21 protein-coding genes are annotated in these 21,710 nt (G+C 53.3%); 7 read left to right on the top strand and 14 right to left on the bottom strand.

Annotated elements, in window-relative coordinates:
* Positions 1 to 8: 8 nt before the first annotated feature.
* Positions 9 to 1,154, bottom strand: coding sequence for an alpha/beta hydrolase family protein (locus ACTJI9_RS05595; RefSeq protein ID WP_440806545.1), 1,146 nt, complete (start codon positions 1,152 to 1,154; stop codon positions 9 to 11).
* On the bottom strand, positions 1,099 to 1,806 hold the full coding sequence (locus tag ACTJI9_RS05590) for a hypothetical protein (RefSeq protein WP_440806542.1): 708 nt from the start codon (positions 1,804 to 1,806) through the stop codon (positions 1,099 to 1,101). The genes ACTJI9_RS05595 and ACTJI9_RS05590 overlap by 56 nt, the downstream gene beginning before the upstream one ends.
* A 117-nt stretch (positions 1,807 to 1,923) precedes the next feature.
* On the opposite strand from ACTJI9_RS05590, the gene ACTJI9_RS05585 reads away from it, so the two are divergent.
* Positions 1,924 to 3,009, top strand: a complete 1,086-nt coding sequence (locus tag ACTJI9_RS05585; RefSeq protein ID WP_440806539.1) for a helix-turn-helix domain-containing protein — start codon at positions 1,924 to 1,926, stop codon at positions 3,007 to 3,009.
* Here the strand turns inward: ACTJI9_RS05585 and ACTJI9_RS05580 are convergent.
* The 12 genes from ACTJI9_RS05580 to ACTJI9_RS05525 all read right to left on the bottom strand — a co-directional run bounded on the left by ACTJI9_RS05580 (position 3,006) and on the right by ACTJI9_RS05525 (position 15,274).
* Positions 3,006 to 3,758, bottom strand: coding sequence for an SDR family NAD(P)-dependent oxidoreductase (locus ACTJI9_RS05580; protein ID WP_115051805.1), 753 nt, complete (start codon positions 3,756 to 3,758; stop codon positions 3,006 to 3,008). The genes ACTJI9_RS05585 and ACTJI9_RS05580 overlap by 4 nt on opposite strands.
* A gap of 9 nt (positions 3,759 to 3,767) precedes the next feature.
* Positions 3,768 to 5,261, bottom strand: a complete 1,494-nt coding sequence (purF, locus tag ACTJI9_RS05575; RefSeq protein WP_115051804.1) for an amidophosphoribosyltransferase — start codon at positions 5,259 to 5,261, stop codon at positions 3,768 to 3,770.
* A gap of 132 nt (positions 5,262 to 5,393) precedes the next feature.
* Positions 5,394 to 5,993 (bottom strand): CvpA family protein, encoded by a 600-nt coding sequence (locus tag ACTJI9_RS05570; RefSeq protein WP_115051803.1) that lies wholly within the window; start codon positions 5,991 to 5,993, stop codon positions 5,394 to 5,396.
* Between the two features lie 35 nt (positions 5,994 to 6,028).
* Positions 6,029 to 7,429 carry a DNA repair protein RadA gene (radA, locus tag ACTJI9_RS05565; protein ID WP_307283959.1) on the bottom strand — a complete coding sequence of 467 codons (1,401 nt, stop codon included), beginning with the start codon at positions 7,427 to 7,429 and terminating at the stop codon, positions 6,029 to 6,031.
* Positions 7,429 to 8,586 carry an alanine racemase gene (alr, locus tag ACTJI9_RS05560; RefSeq protein ID WP_307283961.1) on the bottom strand — a complete coding sequence of 386 codons (1,158 nt, stop codon included), beginning with the start codon at positions 8,584 to 8,586 and terminating at the stop codon, positions 7,429 to 7,431. The genes radA and alr overlap by 1 nt, the downstream gene beginning before the upstream one ends.
* A gap of 14 nt (positions 8,587 to 8,600) precedes the next feature.
* Complete coding sequence (locus ACTJI9_RS05555; RefSeq protein WP_115051800.1) at positions 8,601 to 10,094, bottom strand: replicative DNA helicase; 1,494 nt, start codon at positions 10,092 to 10,094, stop codon at positions 8,601 to 8,603.
* Positions 10,095 to 10,385: 291 nt separating this feature from the next.
* Complete coding sequence (locus tag ACTJI9_RS05550) at positions 10,386 to 11,666, bottom strand: cyclopropane-fatty-acyl-phospholipid synthase family protein (RefSeq protein ID WP_337353804.1); 1,281 nt, start codon at positions 11,664 to 11,666, stop codon at positions 10,386 to 10,388.
* Between the two features lie 191 nt (positions 11,667 to 11,857).
* A complete protein-coding gene (rplI, locus tag ACTJI9_RS05545) occupies positions 11,858 to 12,427 on the bottom strand; it encodes a 50S ribosomal protein L9 (RefSeq protein WP_115051798.1) in 570 nt (189 codons plus the stop codon).
* Between the two features lie 28 nt (positions 12,428 to 12,455).
* Positions 12,456 to 13,427 carry a DUF2232 domain-containing protein gene (locus ACTJI9_RS05540; RefSeq protein ID WP_115051797.1) on the bottom strand — a complete coding sequence of 324 codons (972 nt, stop codon included), beginning with the start codon at positions 13,425 to 13,427 and terminating at the stop codon, positions 12,456 to 12,458.
* Positions 13,428 to 13,580: 153 nt separating this feature from the next.
* The gene (rpsR, locus tag ACTJI9_RS05535) at positions 13,581 to 13,829 is read right to left on the bottom strand and encodes a 30S ribosomal protein S18 (RefSeq protein WP_008128538.1); all 249 of its coding nucleotides are present in this window, start codon (positions 13,827 to 13,829) and stop codon (positions 13,581 to 13,583) included.
* Positions 13,829 to 14,254 carry a 30S ribosomal protein S6 gene (rpsF, locus tag ACTJI9_RS05530; protein ID WP_106664746.1) on the bottom strand — a complete coding sequence of 142 codons (426 nt, stop codon included), beginning with the start codon at positions 14,252 to 14,254 and terminating at the stop codon, positions 13,829 to 13,831. The genes rpsR and rpsF overlap by 1 nt, the downstream gene beginning before the upstream one ends.
* A 279-nt stretch (positions 14,255 to 14,533) precedes the next feature.
* A complete protein-coding gene (locus ACTJI9_RS05525) occupies positions 14,534 to 15,274 on the bottom strand; it encodes a glycosyl transferase family 90 (RefSeq protein WP_440806530.1) in 741 nt (246 codons plus the stop codon).
* Positions 15,275 to 15,790: 516 nt separating this feature from the next.
* On the opposite strand from ACTJI9_RS05525, the gene fabD reads away from it, so the two are divergent.
* The 6 genes from fabD to ACTJI9_RS05495 all read left to right on the top strand — a co-directional run bounded on the left by fabD (position 15,791) and on the right by ACTJI9_RS05495 (position 21,687).
* Positions 15,791 to 16,735, top strand: coding sequence for an ACP S-malonyltransferase (gene fabD, locus ACTJI9_RS05520; protein WP_115052187.1), 945 nt, complete (start codon positions 15,791 to 15,793; stop codon positions 16,733 to 16,735).
* Positions 16,736 to 16,761: 26 nt separating this feature from the next.
* Complete coding sequence (gene fabG / locus ACTJI9_RS05515; RefSeq protein WP_440806527.1) at positions 16,762 to 17,499, top strand: 3-oxoacyl-[acyl-carrier-protein] reductase; 738 nt, start codon at positions 16,762 to 16,764, stop codon at positions 17,497 to 17,499.
* A 278-nt stretch (positions 17,500 to 17,777) separates the two neighbouring features.
* Positions 17,778 to 18,014, top strand: coding sequence for an acyl carrier protein (locus tag ACTJI9_RS05510; RefSeq protein WP_008128530.1), 237 nt, complete (start codon positions 17,778 to 17,780; stop codon positions 18,012 to 18,014).
* Positions 18,015 to 18,122: 108 nt separating this feature from the next.
* Positions 18,123 to 19,385 (top strand): beta-ketoacyl-ACP synthase II, encoded by a 1,263-nt coding sequence (gene fabF / locus ACTJI9_RS05505; RefSeq protein ID WP_440806523.1) that lies wholly within the window; start codon positions 18,123 to 18,125, stop codon positions 19,383 to 19,385.
* A gap of 143 nt (positions 19,386 to 19,528) precedes the next feature.
* Positions 19,529 to 20,764 (top strand): endolytic transglycosylase MltG, encoded by a 1,236-nt coding sequence (mltG, locus tag ACTJI9_RS05500; protein WP_440806935.1) that lies wholly within the window; start codon positions 19,529 to 19,531, stop codon positions 20,762 to 20,764.
* 32 nt (positions 20,765 to 20,796) lie between these two features.
* Positions 20,797 to 21,687, top strand: a complete 891-nt coding sequence (locus tag ACTJI9_RS05495; RefSeq protein WP_440806521.1) for a YicC/YloC family endoribonuclease — start codon at positions 20,797 to 20,799, stop codon at positions 21,685 to 21,687.
* Positions 21,688 to 21,710 lie beyond the last annotated feature (23 nt).

The raw sequence follows: 21,710 nt of genomic DNA, 5'->3' as shown, positions 1-21,710 counted from the left end.
ACTCACCTCTACTGCTCAGTGTTAAAAGTCCGTTTGAAGGCGGCAGCAACCATGTTGATTAACTGCGCGTGAATTTCGCCGCGCGGTCGTCCTTCGACATTGTCACAAAGTGCTTCGGTGATACCTTTAGCTTTCAAAGCTTCGGATGCACCGGCTTTGCATTCCGCAAACATACTGAAATGATTAGCGCCATCAATCGTCGAGTAACGTGCGTGAGGGATGAGCTTCGCCGTTTGTGACACATCTACCGTTGGTGGAACCTCTCCGCTACGTCCCAGGTTTATCAAATCGACCGGAATTGTGATGCTGGCAATGCTTTCGGTGGTTAGCGTCCCCACCATTGCGGGATCAACTGCGACTGCTGATCGAATTCGATTGTCTCGGTAGTTTTGGCCTGCGGGCTGCAGATTCATCGTGTGAAGGTCGACGCCGCTTTGTTTGATCCATTCACACAAAGAGTTGTTGCTCGAGCCGTTGTCGCAATAAGATGCCAGCCGTTGCTGGTTCACCTTGGCTCCGGCTACTGCAAGGGCCGTATATCCGCCCATGGAGAGACCAAGCGCCCCGACTTTCTCCCAGTCAATTTTATTCTGAAACGCTGTACTTATTTTGAGGGCATCCAACGTAGACGTAAAATCCGCGGGCCGTAGCCAAAGCTTCATTGCCTCACCCGCCGATCTATTTCCACTCTGGTTGCCGGGATGATTTGGCGCGGCAATAATGTAACCATGTTTCGCCAACGAAGCGGCAATCCAGCTTGTGGCTCCTGCATTCCCTGCAATACCTGTGCCGTGGGAAAGCAGAATGAGTGGAAATTTGCCCTTCAGTATTGGCGCATCCCGCATGCTGGTGGTGCCGCTAAAAAACGGGGTATTGCCAAGCAGCGCTTCCTCGCCGCCAATCTGTGCTGGGTACCAGATTGTAACATGAAGATTGATGCCTCTTTCTTTTGACGGGGACAAGAATTCACGTACCCCGACATTCATGTCGTCAGCATGAGCGATTTGCAGTGTTGTAACGAGAGCGAGCCCGGTGAGAAACACAAATTTCTTCATAGTGAAACTCCTTGTTTTGGATATCTGAAAATGATTTCGGGCCTCAGCGAATTGTCGCGCGGACATAATCGCTCTTGATATCGATGGAGGGTTTTGCACCGGGGGTGTTCATAAGTTTGCTATCGATAAAAGATGCTTTGGCATCAACCGCATAGCTGATCGGCGTGTCCTTCAAAAAACTGAACGCGGCATCAAGCGCGCGGGACTCCAGACGGATGGTCTCGTTATTGCTGCTTCGCTCAAAGCGAACGTCGCTGCGCACTGCATCGCCGTTGATGTCGAGCCTGGAGGCATAACCGTCCAGCGAAAAATCGGCTGCATTTGCATTGATGCGAATGCTGCGATACTCACCGGAAAAACGCGCAAGCAAAGCGTGTTGCTCAATGCTGATATCAGCGCCCTTGGGCAGATTGACGATAATCCCAACTTCACAATCAGAAAGGCTGAGAAGAGGAGATTCTGTAACGTCGATTGTTAATGTCTGATCTTTGATTTCAGTGGTCGTTTTCGTTTCGCAGCGGTTCGAGAACCAATTCGAATACCAACTGGCAAGCCAGCTTGTCCTGGTCCCTGTGATAGTCGCCGCATAGGGAACCGTGTCTAGAGTGGTGAAATCCAAACGGCTGCTCTCGCCGGTTATCGTCACCTGCTTGATCCTCGTCATATCCAGCTGAGCTGCGGTCTCGGCCTTTGTGGCGACAGGCGTAAGAGTGGTAAAGAGCAGAATAAGCGAAGCAAAAAATCCTGGCATGTTGATCTCCTTGAAATGCGGCGCTTGGATTAGCGCCAGCATCAGGGAGCGGCATTGTTCAGATATTTTCGACCTTGATCACAATTCAGGTCGTCCGCGATCACGATTGAGGACATATTGAGCCTCAAACTCATTCGGATAATGTTGAAAATGCTTTTTGTGCCTTTACCTTTCGTCGTTGCGCTTCTGCTCTTTATCCTGCTCGTCCAAATGATCCGGCGGCAGGAAGAGGGAGCGTCAAATACGTTCTTCTTCGCATGGCTGATTATTGCTGCCGTGCAAGCGGTGGTTATAGGCGTGCGCTGGGGTTATGACTTCCTTGAGATATTGCCGCTTCAGGCAATACTTGCGGCCGCAGCTCCCACATTGGCATGGCTCAGTTTTGATAGTTTGCGAACTGAACGACCACCGTCTGAGCGGCCTTTTCTATTGCTCCATCTCCTTCCGACGTTGGCGGTCGCCGGTTTTGTCGCCTTTTGGCCCGACCCCATCTCACTGACGATCATTCTCATTTTTCTCGGGTACGGGTTTGCGCTTGCCCGGCTCGCTTGGGCTGGCCCCAATATCTTGGGCGCATCGCGGCTGGATGGCGTCATTACGTCTTATCGGGCCTTGCAGCTTACCGCGATTTCCACTGTCGGCTCCGCGGTGATCGACCTGCTGGTAACTTTCGATTTCGCGGAAACGGGCGGACTTCATTCGGGCCGTATTGTCGCTATCGCCAATATTATCGGCCTTCTTGTTCTTGGAACTGCGGCTACTGTGGCTGGTGCCAGCCAACCTTTGGCGGATGAAAGCAGCGATGAGCCTGCATTGTCCAGCCAGCCTACCTCTGACGATGCTGCAGTGGCCTTGGCGTTGGATGAGTTTATGCAGTCGCGTCAGCCATATCGCGATGTGGATCTCAATTTGAACAGACTGGGCCGAAAAATGGGGCTCTCAGTCAGGCAGATATCCAATGCGGTCAACCGCGCCAAAGGGATGAGCGTTTCACAATATGTGAATGATTACCGGGTGAGGGACGCTTGCAACCTTCTCACGCAGACCGATGAGCCAATCACGCGCATCATGTTCGACGCTGGTTTTCAGACCAAATCAAACTTTAACCGCGAGTTTCTGCGTGTCACCGGCATGAGTCCGAAAGCATGGCGCACGCGTAACAATAAGGTGGACGAGAGAAACGTCATTCGTCTCGCCGTTTAACTGGGGTTGTTATAGCTCAGCAGTTTGCCTGACTGCACTTTGTACAGCTTTCCGGTTTCATCAATAGCGGGGTCACAGAGCAGGGCGATCTTCGCAGCCACTTCTGCCGGTGTTGGCAATGTCTCCGGATCTTCCCCCGGCACAGCCTGAGCACGCATTGCAGTACGCGTTGCACCGGGATCGACCGAATGCACCCTCAACTTTGTCTGTTTGGTCTCTTCCGCCCAGCTGCGCGCGAAAACTTCCACGGCAGCTTTCGAAGCGGCATAGGGAGCCCAGTAGGCGCGGGCAGAGTGGGCAACACTCGACGAAAGCAGCAATGCACGGCCAGCGTCGGAAAGCTTCAGCAAAGGGTCTGTGGTCCGAATAAGGCGCCAAACGCTGGAAACATTGACAGTCATCAGCTTGTCGAAGACCTTTGCCTCGACATGGCCGATAGGCGAAATGGTACCGAGCACACCAGCATTGGCGATCATTATATCAAGCTTGCCCCAACGCTCGTGAATTGAGCCGCCGAGGCGATCAATGGCTGGCAGATCGGTCAGGTCGAGTGGAACCAGCGTTGCCGAGCCACCAGCCTTTGTAATTTCGTCGTCCAGTTCTTCAAGGCCGCCCACCGTGCGCGCAACAGCGATAACATGCGCGCCGCGTCCAGCGAGTTCTTTTGCAAGGTGATAGCCAATGCCGCGCGAAGCGCCGGTGACAAGCGCAAGCTTGCCATCCAGCCGAAAACTGCCGTCAGAAATCATGAAGTGAACTCAACCGTTATTTGCCAGAAGTGAGAACTGACGGACATTGTCCGGGCCGTCCTTGTCGAGAAGGCGCGTCGGGTAGTCGCCAGTGAAATAGTGATCGGTAAAGAGTGGCGAACGCGGGTCTCGCGGAGCTCCGCTTACGGCCTTGTAGAGCCCGTCTATCGACAGAAACGCCAATGAATCCGCGCCGATATACGCACACATCGCATCAAGATCAGCATATTGGTTTGCCAGCAGCTTGTCTGCATCGGGCGTATCAATGCCGTAGAAATCCGGGTGGAAAATCATCGGGCTGGCAACGCGGATATGCACTTCGCTTGCGCCAGCATCGCGGATCATTTGCACGATCTTGACGGATGTCGTTCCGCGCACAATGGAATCGTCCACCAGAACAACGCGCTTGCCTTCGATGACTGCGCGATTGGCTGAGTGTTTCAATTTGACGCCGAACGCACGAATGGATTGCGTCGGCTCGATAAAGGTTCTGCCGACATAATGGTTGCGGATGATACCAAGCTCGAAGGGGATGCCGCTCGCCTGCGCAAAACCTATCGCAGCCGGTGTACCGCCATCGGGAACGGGCACGACAACATCAGCCTCAAGCGGTGCTTCCTTGGCGAGGTTGATACCCATATTCTTGCGGGCGGTATAAACATTGCGGCCACCAACAACTGAGTCAGGACGGGCAAAATATACATATTCGAACAGGCAAAGCCGCTCAGGTTTCGGGTTCTGCGGCTTGAACGTCTCAATACTGATGGAACCATCAGCTTGAATCTCGCAAACCACGACTTCGCCATTTTCGATATCACGAACGAATTTGGCACCAATAATGTCCAGCGCGCAGCTCTCGGAAGCAAAAATCGGCTTGCCATTGAGGTCGCCCATCACAAGCGGACGAATGCCGATTGGGTCACGTGCGGCGATCAACTTTGTGCGGGTGAGGGCTAGCATTGCATAGCCGCCTTCCATCTGGCGGATCGCGTCAATGAAGCGATCGCTCGATGATGTGCTGCGCGAGCGGGCAATGAGATGTAGCACAACTTCCGTATCGGAATTGGACTGGCAGATAGCACCATCGGCAATAAGCTTGCGGCGCATGGTAAGGCCATTGGTGAAATTGCCGTTATGGGCAATGGCAATGCCACCGATTTCCAGCTCGGCGAAAAGCGGCTGCACATTGCGGAGAGCAGCGTCACCTGTTGTGGAGTAGCGGACATGGCCTATAGCGCGGTCACCGGGCAGCTGAGCCAATGTAGCCGGGTTGGTATAATGGTCCCCAACAAGGCCCATACGGCGCTCTGAGCAGAATTGGTTGCCATCGTATGAGACTATACCTGCAGCTTCCTGCCCGCGATGCTGCAATGCATGCAGTCCCAAGGCTGTCAGTGTGGCCGCATCAGGATGGCCCAAAATGCCAAACACACCGCACTCTTCATGCAGTGTGTCATCATCAAGGGACATCAATTGGTTATCGTCACGAGAAATGTCGGTCATTGCCGCCAGCCCTTTCGCCCCAAGATCATTGGGATCGAGTCAATTGTGCCTAGTTGTATTATGCCACACTATATGGGGTATTACCAAGGAAACCCCAAGAGCGGTATTGACGCAGTTCATGTTATTGTCCGGTTACTCTGGTGTTGTGCCTTCCGGAGGAATGTCTTCCTTCGGTTCAACCGTTGTCGTTCCGTCTGGCGCAGTATCCGTTGCCGCAGGCGTACCGGGCTTCAATCGCTTCAGAATGGTTGATTCCGGGTCTTCCGGCAAAAGCGCAACCAGTTTTGCACCTAGCTCGTCGATCATCGGCTTTGATTTGGCCTGTGCCACCCATGCCGGCTGATTTTCGGTAACGAGCCAGTTGAAAAACAACATCGCAACCACGACGAGCAGAACACCGCGTGCTGCTCCGAATAGAAAGCCGAGTGTGCGATCCAGCGCGCCGATGCGGCTATCGATGATAAAATCGGCGATCTTCATCGTAATGATGGAAACAACGATGAGCGTGATGATGAAAACCAGACCGGCAGCCGCAATCTGCGCAATTGTGTCATTGCTGATGTAAGGGGCTAAAAAGGGAACCACTGGCTTGTAAAAAACATAGGCGGCAACGGCAGCGGCGGCCCATGATACGACAGACAATACTTCGCGCGAGAAGCCACGAACCATGGCCAGGACCGCCGAGACAAGGGTTATGCCCAATAGTATTCCGTCAAGCAACGTTATCGGCATTTTATTTGGTCCTCATATCAAAACCAACCATTTGATCAGTCTTCGCGTTGTCTCTTGCCCGGTCCGGATGCTGCTATGCGGGCCACAAGGTCCGGCAGTGATGCGGTCTCGGTCAGACGAGCATTGCCGTTCTTTGCGACATCGTTGCTTCCCTTGGGAAGAACAGCCTGCTTGAACCCAAGCTTGTCTGCTTCTTTCAGTCTTTGCACTGCATGCGCCACAGGGCGAACAGCACCAGATAGACTGACTTCGCCGAAATAGACGCAATCGGCGGGAAGGGCAATACCAGCAATTGAGGAAACCAGTGCAGATGCAACAGCAATATCAGCGGCGGGCTCGGTTATCCGGTATCCACCAGCCACATTCAGATACACATCATGCTGTCCAAACCGAACGCCGCAATGGGCTTCAAGCACGGCGAGAATCATCGAAAGGCGGTTTCCATCCCAACCAACAACGGCGCGGCGCGGCGTGCCGAGCGTTGATGGAGCGACCAAGGCCTGAATTTCAACGAGGATAGGCCGCGTTCCCTCCATACCGGCAAAAACAGCGGCGCCCGGCGCTTTATCGTTCCTTTCGCCAAGAAACAGCTCGGAGGGATTGGCGACCTGACGCAAGCCCTTATCCGACATTTCAAACACGCCGATTTCATCAGTCGGCCCAAACCGGTTTTTGACGGTGCGAAGAATACGGTAATGGTGGCCACCTTCACCTTCAAAATAAAGCACGGCATCGACCATATGCTCGATGACACGCGGTCCTGCAATTTGGCCCTCTTTGGTCACATGTCCGACGAGAACAACGGCTGCACCTGTTTGCTTGGCATAGCGAATCATCGCCTGTGCTCCGGCGCGAACCTGGGTCACCGTGCCGGGTGCAGAATCAGCGGCATCTGTCCAAAGCGTCTGGATCGAATCGATAATGATCAGATCCGGGCGTTTCGCCTCCGAGATGGTCGCAAGTATATCTTCAACATTGGTTTCTGCCGCCAGCAGCACATCTGTATCGGCGGCGTCCAGCCGCTGCGCACGCAGACGTATCTGTGCTACTGCTTCTTCGCCTGATACGTATATAACGCGGTGTCCCTGACGCGATAAGGCAGCGGCGGCCTGTGTCAGCAAGGTCGATTTGCCGATACCCGGATCGCCGCCGATCAGAATGGCCGACCCGCGTACGAAGCCGCCGCCCGTCACACGATCAAGCTCGCCAATTCCCGACTGGATGCGTGGGGCGTCTTCGATTTCACCCGATAAGGTGGTCAGCGCAACGGCACGGCCCTTGCGGCTAGAAAGCTTACCGGGTCCGCTGCCTATTCCGCCGGACGTGCCTTCTTCGACAAGTGTATTCCATTCGCCGCATGCATCGCACTTGCCGGCCCAGCGTGTGTGAACGGCACCGCAATTCTGGCAGATGAATTGAATTCTAGCCTTGGCCATTAAATCTCATTTCCGCTGTAAAGGTAGCGGCGGTGATAGCGGTTTCCAAGGCTGGTAAGCAACTCATATCCGATTGTGCCTGCAGCGCGCGCAGCATCATCAAGCGAAATATTGCTGCCAAACAGTTCGATATAGTCACCGGCCTTGGCCTCGCCTTCGTCCAGTTCGGAAATATCGAACGAGGTTAGATCCATTGTCACGCGCCCGATGATTGGAACTTTCTTGCCTGCAATGAAACCACAACCACCATTATTGAGCGTTTGCCGCAGGGGGACGCCGCTGCCCGACGCCGAGCGCAAATAGCCATCTGCATAGCCAACTGAGCAGATCGCAATACGCGTATCACGGGTCAGTCTCGCTGTAGCGCCGTAGCCCGCCGTCTCGCCTTTAAGGCCTGTGCGAATCTGAACTATCCGTGCTTCTGACGTGACCACCGGCCGCATTGGGTTGGCAATGCCCGAAACAGGCTCGCCGCCATACATGGCGACGCCGGGACGGCTCAACTCATAGCCAGCGTTCAAACTATGAAAGATGCCGGGTGAATTGGCGATGCTTGATTCAATTCCAGAGAAATGTTCGCGAAGCTTTTGAAATGATTCAAATTGCCGTTGGCTAAGCTCATGTTTTTGTTCATCTGCCGTTGCCAGATGGGTAATCAGCAGGATCGGCTTGTCATCTTTGGATTCACCGGCAAAACGGATGGCTTCGTTAACGGTGAGGCCGAGGCGGTTCATCCCCGTATCGACATGCAGAGCATAGGGCAGTTTTTCGGTGCGACCGGCATTGAGTGCCTTCCAGCTGGCAAGTTCCTGCAACGACCCAAGCACTGGAGTGAGGTTGGATTGTTCGTAGACCGGAAAAGCCTCAGCGAAGAAGCCGTTAAGCACAAAAACTTGCGCATCAGGCGCGACAGCCTTTACACGCAATCCTTCCTCGGCCAGAGCCACAAAAAATGTGCGGCATCCAGCTTTCCATAAAACCGGAACGACATGGATAATACCAAGGCCATAGGCGTCAGCCTTGACCACAGCCGCCGTACGGGCAGGCTTGGACCTCTCGGCAAGCAGAAGCCAGTTTGCAACCAAGGCATCAAGATCAATGGTTAAACGTCCGCCAGCGAGCCGTGGATCAGCGCCCGTCGTAGCAATATGTTGCATTTTAGCAGTCATCCTTACTCGAAACGTTCAGGAAGATGCGAATCCTCGGCAAGATCGGTAAAGCGGGTAAACTCCGCCTGGAAAGCGAGCCGCACAGTTCCTGTCGGGCCATGACGCTGCTTGGCAACGATGACTTCTGCCTTGCCGATTGCTTCGTTCAACTCAGCCTGCCATTTGAAGTGCTCTTCGGTTCCGGGCTTCGGTTCTTTGTTCTTGATGTAATATTCGTCGCGATACACAAACAATACAACGTCGGCGTCCTGCTCGATCGAACCGGATTCGCGCAAGTCAGAAAGCTGCGGATGTTTGTCTTCGCGGCTTTCCACCTGACGCGAGAGCTGCGAGAGAGCAATGATCGGTGTATTCAACTCCTTGCCCAGAGCTTTCAGGCCAGTGGTAATCTCGGTAATTTCCTGCACGCGGTTTTCCGATGCGCGCTTGGATGATCCCTGCATCAGCTGAATATAGTCGATCACAATCACGTCGAGGCCGCGCTGGCGCTTCAAGCGGCGTGCACGAGCCGCCAATTGAGCAATGGATATACCACCCGTCTGATCGATATAGAGTGGCACACGCTGCATATGCTGCGAACAGGCAACGAGCTTTTCAAAATCAGCTTCACTGATTTCACCGCGGCGGATTTTTGAAGAGCTGATTTCCGATTGCTCGGAAATGATACGCGTTGCCAGCTGTTCAGACGACATTTCCAGCGAGAAAAAGCCGACAACGCCGCCATTCTTAGCTTTAAAACTGCCATCGGCCAATTGTTCAGGCTCGTAGGCTGCGGCGATGTTGAAGGCGATATTGGTCGCAAGCGAGGTTTTGCCCATACCAGGACGTCCTGCAAGAACGATCAAATCTGAAGGCTGCAATCCACCCATACGCGCATCGAGCGCACGGATACCCGTTGATACGCCGGAAAGATGTCCGTCGCGCATGAATGCAGCGTTGGCCATATCCACAGCATTCTTGACCGCATCGGTAAATGTCTGGAAGCCACCATCATAGCGCCCGGTTTCAGCCAGTTCGAACAGGCGTCGTTCCGCATCCTCGATCTGGCCTTGCGGCGCTACATCGACCGGTGCGTCATAGGCGATATTCACCATATCTTCGCCAATGGTGATCAGCGCCCGGCGTGTCGCCAGATCATAAATCGCGCGGCCATAGTCTTCGGCATTGATGACGGTCACAGCTTCCGCTGCAAGACGTGCCAGATATTGCATGACGGTCATGTCGCCGATCTTCGCGTCGGCGGGCATGAATGTTTTAAGCGTCACGGGATTGGCCATCTTGCCCATCCGAATCATGTCGGATGCGACTTCGAAGATTTTCCGGTGCAGAGGCTCATTGAAATGGGTGGGCTTCAAGAAGTCGGAAACACGATAGAACGCATCATTATTGACCAGAATTGCGCCAAGCAAAGCCTGTTCGGCCTCAATATTGTTGGGGGCCTCGCGATAGAGCGTGCCCTGCGCTTCGTTGATCTTGCGTACCGTAGCTTCAGCCATTTTGTATTTTCCTGTTCGCCACCACTATGGCCCAGCACAGATAATTATGGCGTGGCAGATTTGTCCTTATCACCACAATTCACACAACTGCGGATAAGAAAACCTCCTGCTTGACTCTCACGGCGGACTATAAGCCGAGTCGGGTGGAAAAGGCGATGCAGCACAACCGCTTCTCAGTCATCCTCGGGCTTGACCCGAGGACCACTGCTCGCCAATGAAGATTGAATCCTCGGGTCAAGCCCGAGGATGACGGAGAAGTATGCGTTAAAGTACCATCGCACTAAGGTCCAATCACCGCCCGGCAATCGATTCCTTTGCGTTCACTTGGCTATTGGCTGAGCTGCGTTCACACTCAAGGCGCTTTAGTCGCTTTTCTTCCTGTTCGATATAGTTGCGCGTGAACGGCACGGCTTCCTGTCGATGAGCCAATTGAATCTGGAACACCATCAGGTTCTGCCAGCGGAATGCTGATTCTGATGCCGCCAGATAAAACTCCCACATCCGGCAAAACCTTTCATCATAGATCGCTTTTGCCTTATCGCGATTTGCCATGAAACGTTCGCGCCAGATGCGCAATGTATCAGCATAGTGCAGACGCAGAATTTCGATATCAGTAATGACCAAGCCGGCTTTTTCGATATGTGGAATGACTTCCGAAAGGGCAGGTATATAACCTCCCGGGAAGATATATTTCTGAATGAAGGCATTGGTGTAGGACGGCCCGTCTGAACGCCCGATCGAATGCAACAGGAAGACGCCATCCTTCTTGAGCAGGCGCGCTGTGTGCTGAAAATATTCGGAGAAATGACCAATGCCTACATGCTCGAACATGCCGACCGAAACAATCCGGTCGAAACTGTCATCGATTGTACGATAGTCCTGCAGGTTGAATTGAGCCTGTGATGACAGTCCTTCCTCAAAAGCACGCTTATTAGCAATGCCGTACTGTTCTTGCGAGAGGGTGACGCCTGTGACATTGGCCTCAAGGTGCCTTGCCAGATATAGTCCCATGCCACCCCAGCCGCAGCCGATATCGAGGGTCTTATGACCTTTTTCGATAAGCAGTTTTGCAGCTATGTGACGTTTTTTTGCAAGCTGAGCCTCTTCGAGGGTCGCATCTGGCCTTTCGAAGTAAGCGCAGGAATATTGCATGTCGGTATCGAGAAAGAGCCGATACAAATCCTCCGACAGATCGTAGTGACGTTGCACATTGCTTGATGCACGGGTCAGATTGTTCATCTGGTGTAAACGCCGGGTAGCGCGCCGTATGCCCTCAAGCGCAAGCATCCAGGGTTCCTTGGCTGCCGTAGCTCCGGTATTTTCGAAGATAAGTTTCAAAATATCGTAGATGTCGCCCTGCAGAACATCAATCTCGCTGTTCATATAGGCTTCTGCAAAATGCAAGGATGGGTCGAACGCGATCCTGCGTTCTGCCGCGGCAGTATTGATGCGGAAGTGATATTCCTCGCCGGTCCCGTCGCCAAACATGCGGGTTTTTCCGCCGGAATCGGTTATTTTCAAAGTACCAGTGTGAATCATGCGCGTAAGGGCGGCGCGTAGAAGTGCATTCATGAACAATCTCCATCTTAGACGATAGAGCTCGGCCATAAGGCGACTCAAAGGGAGTCTTGGTCGGGCGTGGGTGGACTCAGTAAATTTAATTGATTTTTTCAATCTGAAAAGCAAAAAAGTACCCGGCATTGCTACCGGGTACTTTTACCAAATGAAAACAACTCTTTCGAGTGCTTTGTATCTTCTTTAAATCAGGCGTTTTCTTCGCCGTCTTCGTCTTCATCAAAGAATTCGTCCGAAAGCGGAGCTTCTTCAATGCCGTAAATTGCTTCGGCAGAAGTAAGGTCTTCGCCCTTAACCTGACGCTCAGCTTCATCAGCTGTACGAGCAATATTGATGGTTACTGTTGCTTCAACTTCAGGGTGCAGCGACAGAACAATCTTGTGCAGGCCGATTGTCTTGATCGGTGTGTTCAATTCAACCTGGTTGCGGTTGATTGAGAAGCCTTCAGCTGTGATCAGGTCAGCAATGTCACGGGTCGAAACTGAACCGTATAGCTGGCCGGTCTCACCAGCGGAGCGAACAGCAATGAATGACTTGCCATCAAGCTTGTCAGCAATTGCCTGAGCTTCTGTCTTGCGCTCGAGGTTGCGCGCTTCAAGCTGTGCGCGCTGGCCTTCGAACTTCTTCTTGTTGGCTTCGTTTGCACGAAGAGCCTTGCCCTGTGGCAGAAGGAAGTTACGGGCAAAGCCGTCCTTGACCTTGACTGTATCGCCCATCTGGCCGAGGCGGCCAATGCGTTCTAGTAGAATGACGTCCATTTGAGTTTTTCCTTATAGGTTAGTGTCTTCAATTATCATTGCTGGGTGGGGTATTATTTCCTGCCTTCGAAACCGGTGCGCTGCGCGATGTGTCGAACAATCCGGCTACAAGAAAGAAGAAAAGTGTGAATGTGAAAATGATGACGGCAAGGTAAGCCAGCCACAAAGCGACCGGCCGCCAAGTTGCACCGCGCGTCCTGGCATGCATGATTGCAAAGCCCGCCATCAGGAATCCGGCACCAAGCGCCCCGGCAATTGCTGTTGCCGCATATCCGATGCCGCCTGGCAGAAAACACGCGGCGCATGCAATCGCAAATACAAAAAGGCCAGGGCGCGGCATGCGTAATGCCCGTGGCCAATCATCTTTCGGGCGGCGAAGCTTGCCCGATGCTGCTGTCAACCGCAGGGCAATATAGAGATTGCCGACGATGAGGATGACCCATACTGCAGGCTGAATTGCGGGAAGCGCGCGCACAACAAATTCAGCCAGTCCCTGCGCAACTTCCGCATTGGGTGCGAGTTGGGGGTTGGTCGCTACAAGTTGCTGCCCCAAGGATTTGATCAAAGCCTGGGCAAACTCGTCGCCATAGCCAATCAACATGCCGATTGCGATGAATGCCGCCGCTACAATCAGCGTAAGCCGCAGGAGTGTATCTGCCAGCGGATACCAGACATATGCGTCGCTGGGACCGCCAACTTCGGAGGCAGGGCGCGCAAGTCCTGTAAAATAGGCTGCAGCGGCCGCCGGAAGCGCGATAATCAGAACGAGGACGAGTGCTGCCGTAGGGGCAGCCAGCACCGATACGATCACCGCCATGGATAGCGCTGCGATAAAGCCGGTGGCAGTGCCCCAGCCGAGAGCAGCGACAAAAATGGGGAGGGGGGAGAACAGCAGCAATGTCATGGCAAGGGTGGACTGCGCGATAACGCCAATCGAGAGCAGCGCGGCTGCAAGCCCCGCTAATACTCCAACGCCAAAATCTTTTGCTGTAGGTAACATTTCGCTCGCTGTCCTGCTTGCATAAGCAGTTAGAGGTGGTTTTTAAACCGATGCCTCAACTTGGGTTTTATTTTTCACCAACTCCGCGCCCATCGCGACTGGTGTACTAAACGGTAGATTAAGGCGGCGATCAGATCGCCGCCTTAATCAATATTACTTCACGACGTATGGCAGAAGGCCAAGGAAACGTGCACGCTTGATCGCCTGAGCGAGTTCGCGCTGCTTCTTCTGGCTCACAGCTGTGATACGCGAAGGAACAATCTTGCCACGCTCAGAAATGTAGCGCGACAGAAGCTTTACGTCCTTGTAGTCGATCTTCGGCGCATTCGCACCCGAGAACGGGCAGGTCTTGCGGCGGCGATGGAACGGACGGCGGGTCGGGATCTGATTGATGTCAACCATTATTCTGCTCCTTCACCGGCTTCGTCACGTGGACGGCGTGGGCGACGCGGACGGTCGTCATCACGGCCACCGAACTTGTTGTCATCGCGATCACGGCGATCGTCACGGCGAGCGAGCATGGCCGACTGGCCTTCCTCGTGTTCGTCAACGCGGATCGTCATGAAACGCAGGACGTCTTCGTTGATGCGCTGCTGACGCTCGAGCTCTGCAACAGCCGCTGCAGGAGCAGTGATGTTGAGCAGCGAGTAATACGCCTTGCGGTTCTTGTTAATACGATATGTGAGAGCACGGAGCCCCCAGCTTTCGATACGCCCGACTGTGCCGCCATTGGTCTCGATGATGCCCTTGTATTGTTCTACAAGCGCATCGACCTGCTGCTGCGAAATGTCCTGTCGAGCAAGGAACACATGTTCATAAAGAGCCATTTGTCTTTGCCTTTCTTCGTTAGTATTGCCCGGATCAACGGATGAACCTCTGCGAATCTCTCAGGCCGGTGAACGGCGAAGAAAGGACGCGTATGGAGACGATCGAGAGAGGAGACACGGGAGGCTGAAGCTTTTCGCTCCGACGGATTTAAATCCGGCCCTCCGTTCAGCCCCCAGCTGACGCCGAGCAATGAACGGGCGCTCTATACGGGCAAAACGTGAAAGAAGCAACCCGTTCGCCAATTTTAATGGTTTGGCTTCAAGCCCGGCTTGGGAAAATTAGTCCCATAGGGTCGCGATCTTTGGAGTTGGCTCCAATGACCCACTCATTGCGAAATATTTGTAGAGCACAAGGAGTGATAACAATTTTTCTTGTGTCTGGTCATCGAATTGGCTGACATGGGCATTGGCATTTCGGATAATGGCAACTGCTTCGTCGGCATGCTTGTTATAATAGCAAATCTTATCTTCCAGATCCGCAAAATCAGGGCGCAATTGCACATAATGATGTCCTGGTATCAGGCACCCTTCCATAAACCAGGTTTCGTAGACAGGGTCTGGCATCATGCATAGTGATTGGGACGCCATTATCCATTGCAGGTTTGTCGCCACATCACGCCCTTCCACCGAAATTATGTAGCGGAATCGCCTTATCTGCTCCACCGCCGACATGAATGGCTTGCCCCAGGGGGAGGAGGCATCATGACTCGCCATTCCAACATCACACAGTGGATGGTCGAAATAACGTTTAACCAAGGAAGAGCGTTTTTCGTTATTGTTGCCACCTCGCCATACTGCTAATGGCTGTTTTTCGGCGAAGGTTACGGGAACATCCAATTTTTGAAAATGGCGAAGCTTGTTGAGCTTCAGTAAAACCGATTCTTTATTGTCTCCGTGGATCGGGCGGCTTTTCACAATGGACGGTACGGGAGGAACGGAAGTCACATCGCCGAAAACATGTGCTATTTCCAACTCAGCAGGGAAGTACCGGGCATGTTCCTTCAGGTCGTAATAGTACATGCTCTGGTTTCTCGGTAAATTGGAGATTTTGGAGCTTGCTTCAATGCGCGGTGATCGTTCTCCAATCTTGTTGTAGTAATTCAGGCGGGATCTGAGATGGTCCCGTTCGCATATCTGGAAATCTTCACATAGAACATTCAGCTGCCTGCGGAATAAATGCTGAGGCAACAGGTCTCTGATAATGTTTCTGGAGTAATATTCGATCTTCTTTATTGATCTGGTGATGGACATTGGCTTCAAAAAATTGGCAACCGAACCAACCGTCTACAGCCGAAAAAGCTTGCTGAATTCCGGAGTAGCATTGGGGCGTCTGAGGTTGAAATGGTTAGCTGAAAATGTATTGCGTTATAATATGTAAGGTGGGATTGAACCCTGCGATATTGGCAACATCGTGCATTGCAGTGGTGTGATATGCAAGTCAGTTTTTTCAAAGGCCCATGAGAGAGCTTGACTTCGCGCTTGCTGATAGGCACACCGCGCGGCACATTGAGCCCGGTTTCATTTGGAGGCATTTCTATGTCCATAGCATTCACCTTTCCCGGACAGGGGAGTCAGTCCGTCGGCATGGGCAAGGCGCTTGCCGACAATTTTGCACAAGCCAAGGCCGTCTTTGATGAGGTGGACGAGGCTTTGGGTGAAAAGCTGTCCTCCATCATATGGGAAGGGCCTGAAGAGACATTGACGCTTACTGCCAATGCGCAGCCGGCTTTGATGGCCGTATCCATTGCGGTGATCCGCGTGCTGGAATCCCAGGGCATCTCGCTTAAGGACAAGGTTTCCTTTGTAGCTGGCCACTCGCTAGGTGAATATTCTGCGCTTTGCGCGGCTGGTACGTTCTCCTTGGCCGATACCGCGCGGCTTTTGCGTATTCGCGGCAACGCCATGCAAAAAGCAGTTCCAGCGGGTCAGGGCGCTATGGCTGCCATTATCGGTCTTGAATATGCGGACGTCGAATCCGTGTGCGCCGAGGCCTCGGCGCAAGGATCGGTTCAGATCGCCAATGATAATGGCGGCGGACAACTGGTTATCTCGGGTGCAAAGGCTCCGGTCGAGGCGGCCGCTGCGCTGGCTTCTGCCAAGGGTGCAAAGCGTGCGATCATGCTGCCTGTTTCCGCTCCTTTTCATTCAGCTCTCATGGCGCCTGCTGCTGATGCGATGCAGGAAGCTCTTGCAGCCGTTGCCAAGAATGATCCCATCGTGCCGCTTATTGCCAATGTCAAAGCGGCGCCGGTTAGTTCCGCCGATGAAATTGCAGCCTTGCTAGTTGAGCAGGTGACCGGACGGGTTCGCTGGCGCGAAACTGTTGAGTGGTTTGGTGCCAATGGGGTATCGACGCTCTATGAGATTGGCGCAGGCAAAGTGCTTACAGGGCTTGCGCGCCGTATCAATAAAGACATTTCCGGTGTAGCAGTTGGGACGCCGGAAGATATTGAAGCGGCTGTAGCCGCCCTGAATGCTTGATAAACACTGGAATAGAGGAACGCGCAATGTTTGACCTTACTGGCCGCAAGGCTCTCATTACGGGCGCAACAGGTGGTATCGGTGAAGCGATTGCCCGCGCGCTGCATGCCCAGGGTGCAATTGTCGGTTTGCACGGTACGCGCATCGAGAAGCTGGAAGCCTTGGCAAGCGAACTTGGCGATCGCGTCAAGATTTTCCCGGCAAACCTTTCCAATCGCGATGAAGTCAAGGCGCTGGGTGAGAAGGCTGAAGCGGATCTTGAAGGCGTGGAGATATTGGTCAACAATGCCGGTATCACCAAAGACGGTTTGTTTGTGCGCATGAGCGACGCCGACTGGGACAATGTTCTGGAGGTCAATTTGACCGCCGTGTTCCGTCTCACCCGCGAATTAACCCATCCCATGATGCGCCGGCGCTATGGCCGCATCATCAACATAACGTCAATCGTTGGCGTTACCGGAAATCCCGGCCAGACAAATTACGTGGCTTCGAAGGCCGGCCTTATCGGCTTCTCCAAGTCGCTTGCGCAGGAGATCGCCAGCCGCAACGTTACCGTGAATTGTGTAGCGCCCGGTTTCATCGAATCAGCCATGACCGACAAGCTCAATGACAAGCAGAAGGAAGGCATCATGTCCGCCATTCCTATGCGCCGTATGGGCACAGGCGAGGAAATCGCGTCGTCAGTGGTTTATCTTGCCAGCAGTGAGGCTGCCTACGTCACTGGCCAGACGATCCATGTAAACGGTGGCATGGCGATGATCTGATTAATCACTCACGCATCCTGCGATCTAGTGAAGTATAGGAAACAATCACATTTATGAGATTGAGGCCGTGAATAAAGCGTGATAAGTCGCGCACCAGTTGTGACATCAAATGGATTTGCCAAATCGATTAGATGCCCAAGAAATTCCGCAAGGAATAAGCCGCAGGGGTTGGTGTTTTAGCTGTTAAACAGCGCTGAACCATCATCTTATTGCTTGATTAGAGTCATCCGTGCCGCTAACCAAGGCATAGGGAAAAACAAACAGGTTGAGGTTTCCACATGAGTGATACTGCAGAACGCGTCAAGAAAATCGTTATTGAACATCTGGGCGTTGATGCCGAGAAAGTCACCGATGGTGCGAGCTTCATCGACGATCTGGGCGCAGACAGCCTTGATACTGTCGAGCTCGTGATGGCTTTTGAAGAAGAATTCGGCGTTGAAATTCCGGATGATGCTGCTGAAACGATTTTGACTGTCGGCGATGCCGTCAAATTCATCGACAAAGCACAAGCCTAATTTTTGTTATGCCTGGCGGCGCATGAGTGAATGAAGTGGCGTAAGGCCTTTCTCATTCATGCGTTCGAGGGATACAACCATGTCGCATATGATAATTAAGGATCGGCCATGAGGCGCGTTGTCATAACCGGCCTTGGGCTGGTTTCTCCTCTCGCATCGGGTGTTGAGCTCACTTGGTCAAGGATTTTGGCCGGCCAGAGCGGTGCCCGGCGCGTTACAGAATTTGATGTTGAAGATCTGCCCTGCAAGATCGCATGCCGTATTCCGGTGGGCGACGGGTCCGATGGCACTTTCAATCCTGATGATTGGATGGAGCCGAAGGAACAGCGCAAGGTTGATCCATTTATTATTTACGCAATGGCAGCTGCCGATCAGGCGCTTGCTGATGCCAAATGGGCACCTGAAAGCGATGAAGACCAGATTCGCACTGGTGTGCTCATCGGTTCAGGTATCGGTGGTCTCGAAGGGATTGTCGAAGCAGGTTACACCCTGCGTGACAAAGGCCCGCGCCGCATTTCGCCCTTCTTTATTCCCGGACGATTGATCAATCTCGCTTCCGGTCAAGTTTCCATCAAACACAAGCTGCGTGGCCCAAACCATTCGGTCGTCACCGCTTGCTCCACCGGTGCGCATGCCATTGGCGATGCGGCCCGTTTGATTGCTTTTGGCGACGCGGATCTGATGGTCGCTGGTGGAACGGAATCTCCAGTCAGCCGTATTTCGCTTGCCGGTTTTGCGGCCTGCAAGGCGCTTTCCACGGAAAGAAATGACGATCCTACAGCTGCTTCCCGCCCGTATGACAGAGACCGCGATGGCTTTGTCATGGGTGAGGGCGCCGGTATCGTTGTTCTTGAAGAGCTGGATCACGCATTGGCTCGCGGCGCCAAGATTTATGCCGAAGTCATAGGCTATGGCCTGTCGGGCGACGCCTACCATATCACCGCGCCTTCCGAGAGCGGTGAGGGTGCACAGCGTTCAATGGAAATGGCGCTCAAGCGTGCGGGCATTACCCCGTCGGATATCGATTACATCAATTCGCATGGCACTTCGACCATGGCTGATACCATTGAGCTTGGTGCGGTGGAGCGGGTTGTCGGCGATTCTGCGTCAAAAATTTCGATGTCGTCAACGAAATCGTCGATTGGGCATCTTCTCGGTGCTGCAGGTTCCACGGAAGCAATCTTCTGCGTATTGGCGATTCGCGACAACGTCGCGCCACCGACGCTTAATCTTGACAATCCATCTGTTGAAACCAAAATCGATTTGGTTCCGCATAAAGCACGCGAACGGAAGATTGATATCGCCTTGTCCAATTCTTTCGGATTTGGCGGAACCAATGCTTCGCTTGTTCTGCGGCGTTATCAACAATGATCGGACTTATGGCGAGGGCGCTCGGCGCTTTCGCCATATTACAGTCGATTTTACCGCATAGTGGCTGAATCAGCTTTGATTTGAGCTGTATTATGCGCCATCTGCAAAGTTGCCGTTCCTTCATTCACTGGGTGAACGGCAAAATAACCGCTAATTCGTCCCGAGGTGCTTGCGTGAGTTCAGATCAGCAGTCTGGAGAGACAAATAGTTCCGGTACGCCGGAGCGTAAGCCTATTGTCCCGCAGTCGGCATCTGAAGCTTTGCGTCCAGAACCAGGCACGCCTCCACCAGCGCCGAAACGCCGCTCACGCCGCGCCAGAAGCCAGATCGTCGTTTTTGCAAACTTCATGCTGTCACTGGTTGTGCTGGTTGTGCTCGCCGCGGCTGCTGTTGTTTATTTTGGCAAGGTCGAATTTAACGAACCCGGCCCAAATGATGTGACCACCAATTACGTGGTCAAGAGTGGCTCCGGTATTATTGAAATAGCCGACGGACTTGAGCGCCGTGGGATTATCTCTGACGCACGCATATTCAAATATGGCGTACAGGCCTATGGCCATCAGGGTAACATGAAGGCCGGCGAATACGAGATCAAGGCGCACGCATCCATGCGCGAGATCATGGACCTGCTGCGCAGCGGAAAATCTGTTCTGCACTCTCTCACCATACCGGAAGGTCTGACTGTCGAGCAGATATTCCAGCGTATCAGCGAGGATGACGTTCTGACCGGCAATTTACCAACTATTATGCCAAAGGAAGGCTCGCTTTTTGCCAATACGATGCGGTTTTCCCGTGGCACGACCCGCGAAGAACTCGTGAAGAAAATGCAGGCGGACCAAAAGAAGCTGGTTGAAGATATTTGGGAGCGCCGCGATCCAAGCGTGCCGCTAAAAACCATTGAAGAGTTTGTCACGCTCGCTTCTATTGTCGAGAAAGAGACCGGCAAGGCTGATGAGCGCCCGCGTGTTGCCTCCGTATTCATCAACCGGCTGAACAAGCGCATGCGCCTGCAGTCTGATCCGACGATCCTCTATGGTCTCTTTGGAGGAAAAGGCCGCCCTGCGGACCGCGCAATCCTGAAGTCGGATATCGAAAAGCCCACGCCATATAATACATACACAATTAATGGTCTCCCGCCTGGTCCTATTGCCAATCCTGGTCGTGACGCCCTTGAGGCTGTTGCCCATCCTTCGCAGACGAAAGATCTATATTTCGTTGCCGATGGCACTGGAGGCCATGTCTTTGCTGCGACTCTGGAAGAGCATAATGAGAACGTAAAGCGGTGGCGCGAAGTCGAAAAGAACAGGCTTGATGAAGCCGCAAAAGCCGCGACGGGGGACGAGAATGCCGTGCCGGTTGAGGGCGGCGTCGCAAATTAACCGGAAAGAATGCCGGGCCAAGGGGGAAGCATATGTCATTGCAGAGTATGACGGGTTTTGCCCGTCACCTCCGGACTTTTCCCGGAGTGCAGATTTCGTGGGAAATCAAATCGGTCAATGGCAAAGGGCTCGATGTACGCTTTCGGCTGCCGCAAGGCTTTGAAGCGATTGATCAAAAAGCCCGGGCGCTTTTCGGACAGCATTTCAAGCGAGGCAATTTTCAGGCCGCATTGACTGTCGACAAAACGGAAGGCGCTTCTGCCAGGACTGTGGTTAACCGGCCATTGCTTGAGGAATTGGCATCAATCGCCGGGCGGTTGCGTGAAGAATTCAATCTCGCGCCCTCAACGCCGGAAGGGTTGATGGCGCTGCGCGGCGTACTTGAAGTGCCGCAGGATATTGTCACACCGGAAGATCAGTCAAAGCTGGATGATTTAGCGCTAGCGGTTCTCGAAGAGACGCTTGTAAGGCTTGAGCAGGATCGCCGGGCAGAGGGAAGCGCGCTCGGCGAGATATTGTCGCGGCAAGTGTCTGCCGTTGAAGCGCTGGTTGAACGGGCAAAGCGCGATCCAAGCCGCTCGCTTGAAGCGATAAAGCGCAGGCTTTCCGCACAGGTCGCCCTTCTGCTTGATGCCGCACCAGCGCTCGATGAGGCAAGGTTGCATATGGAAGCGGCGTTCCTGGCAACAAAGGCGGACATTCAGGAAGAGCTTGATCGTCTTGAAATGCACGTGACATCAGCGCGGCTTCTTTTGGCGGATGGAAACGGCGCTGGGCGAAAGCTGGATTTTCTGACACAGGAATTTAACCGGGAAGCAAATACACTTTGCTCAAAGGCAAACGCCGCATCAATTACAACCATAGGTCTTGACCTTAAGGCCGTTGTAGATCAATTGCGCGAGCAGATACAGAATTTGGAGTAGATATGCTCAACGCTATCAAAAGA

Origin of the sequence: Phyllobacterium sp. 22552, assembly GCF_052044585.1 — a bacterium.
Taxonomy (GTDB): Bacteria; Pseudomonadota; Alphaproteobacteria; order Rhizobiales; family Rhizobiaceae; genus Phyllobacterium; species Phyllobacterium ifriqiyense.
This window is presented reverse-complemented; position numbering and strand designations above follow the sequence as displayed.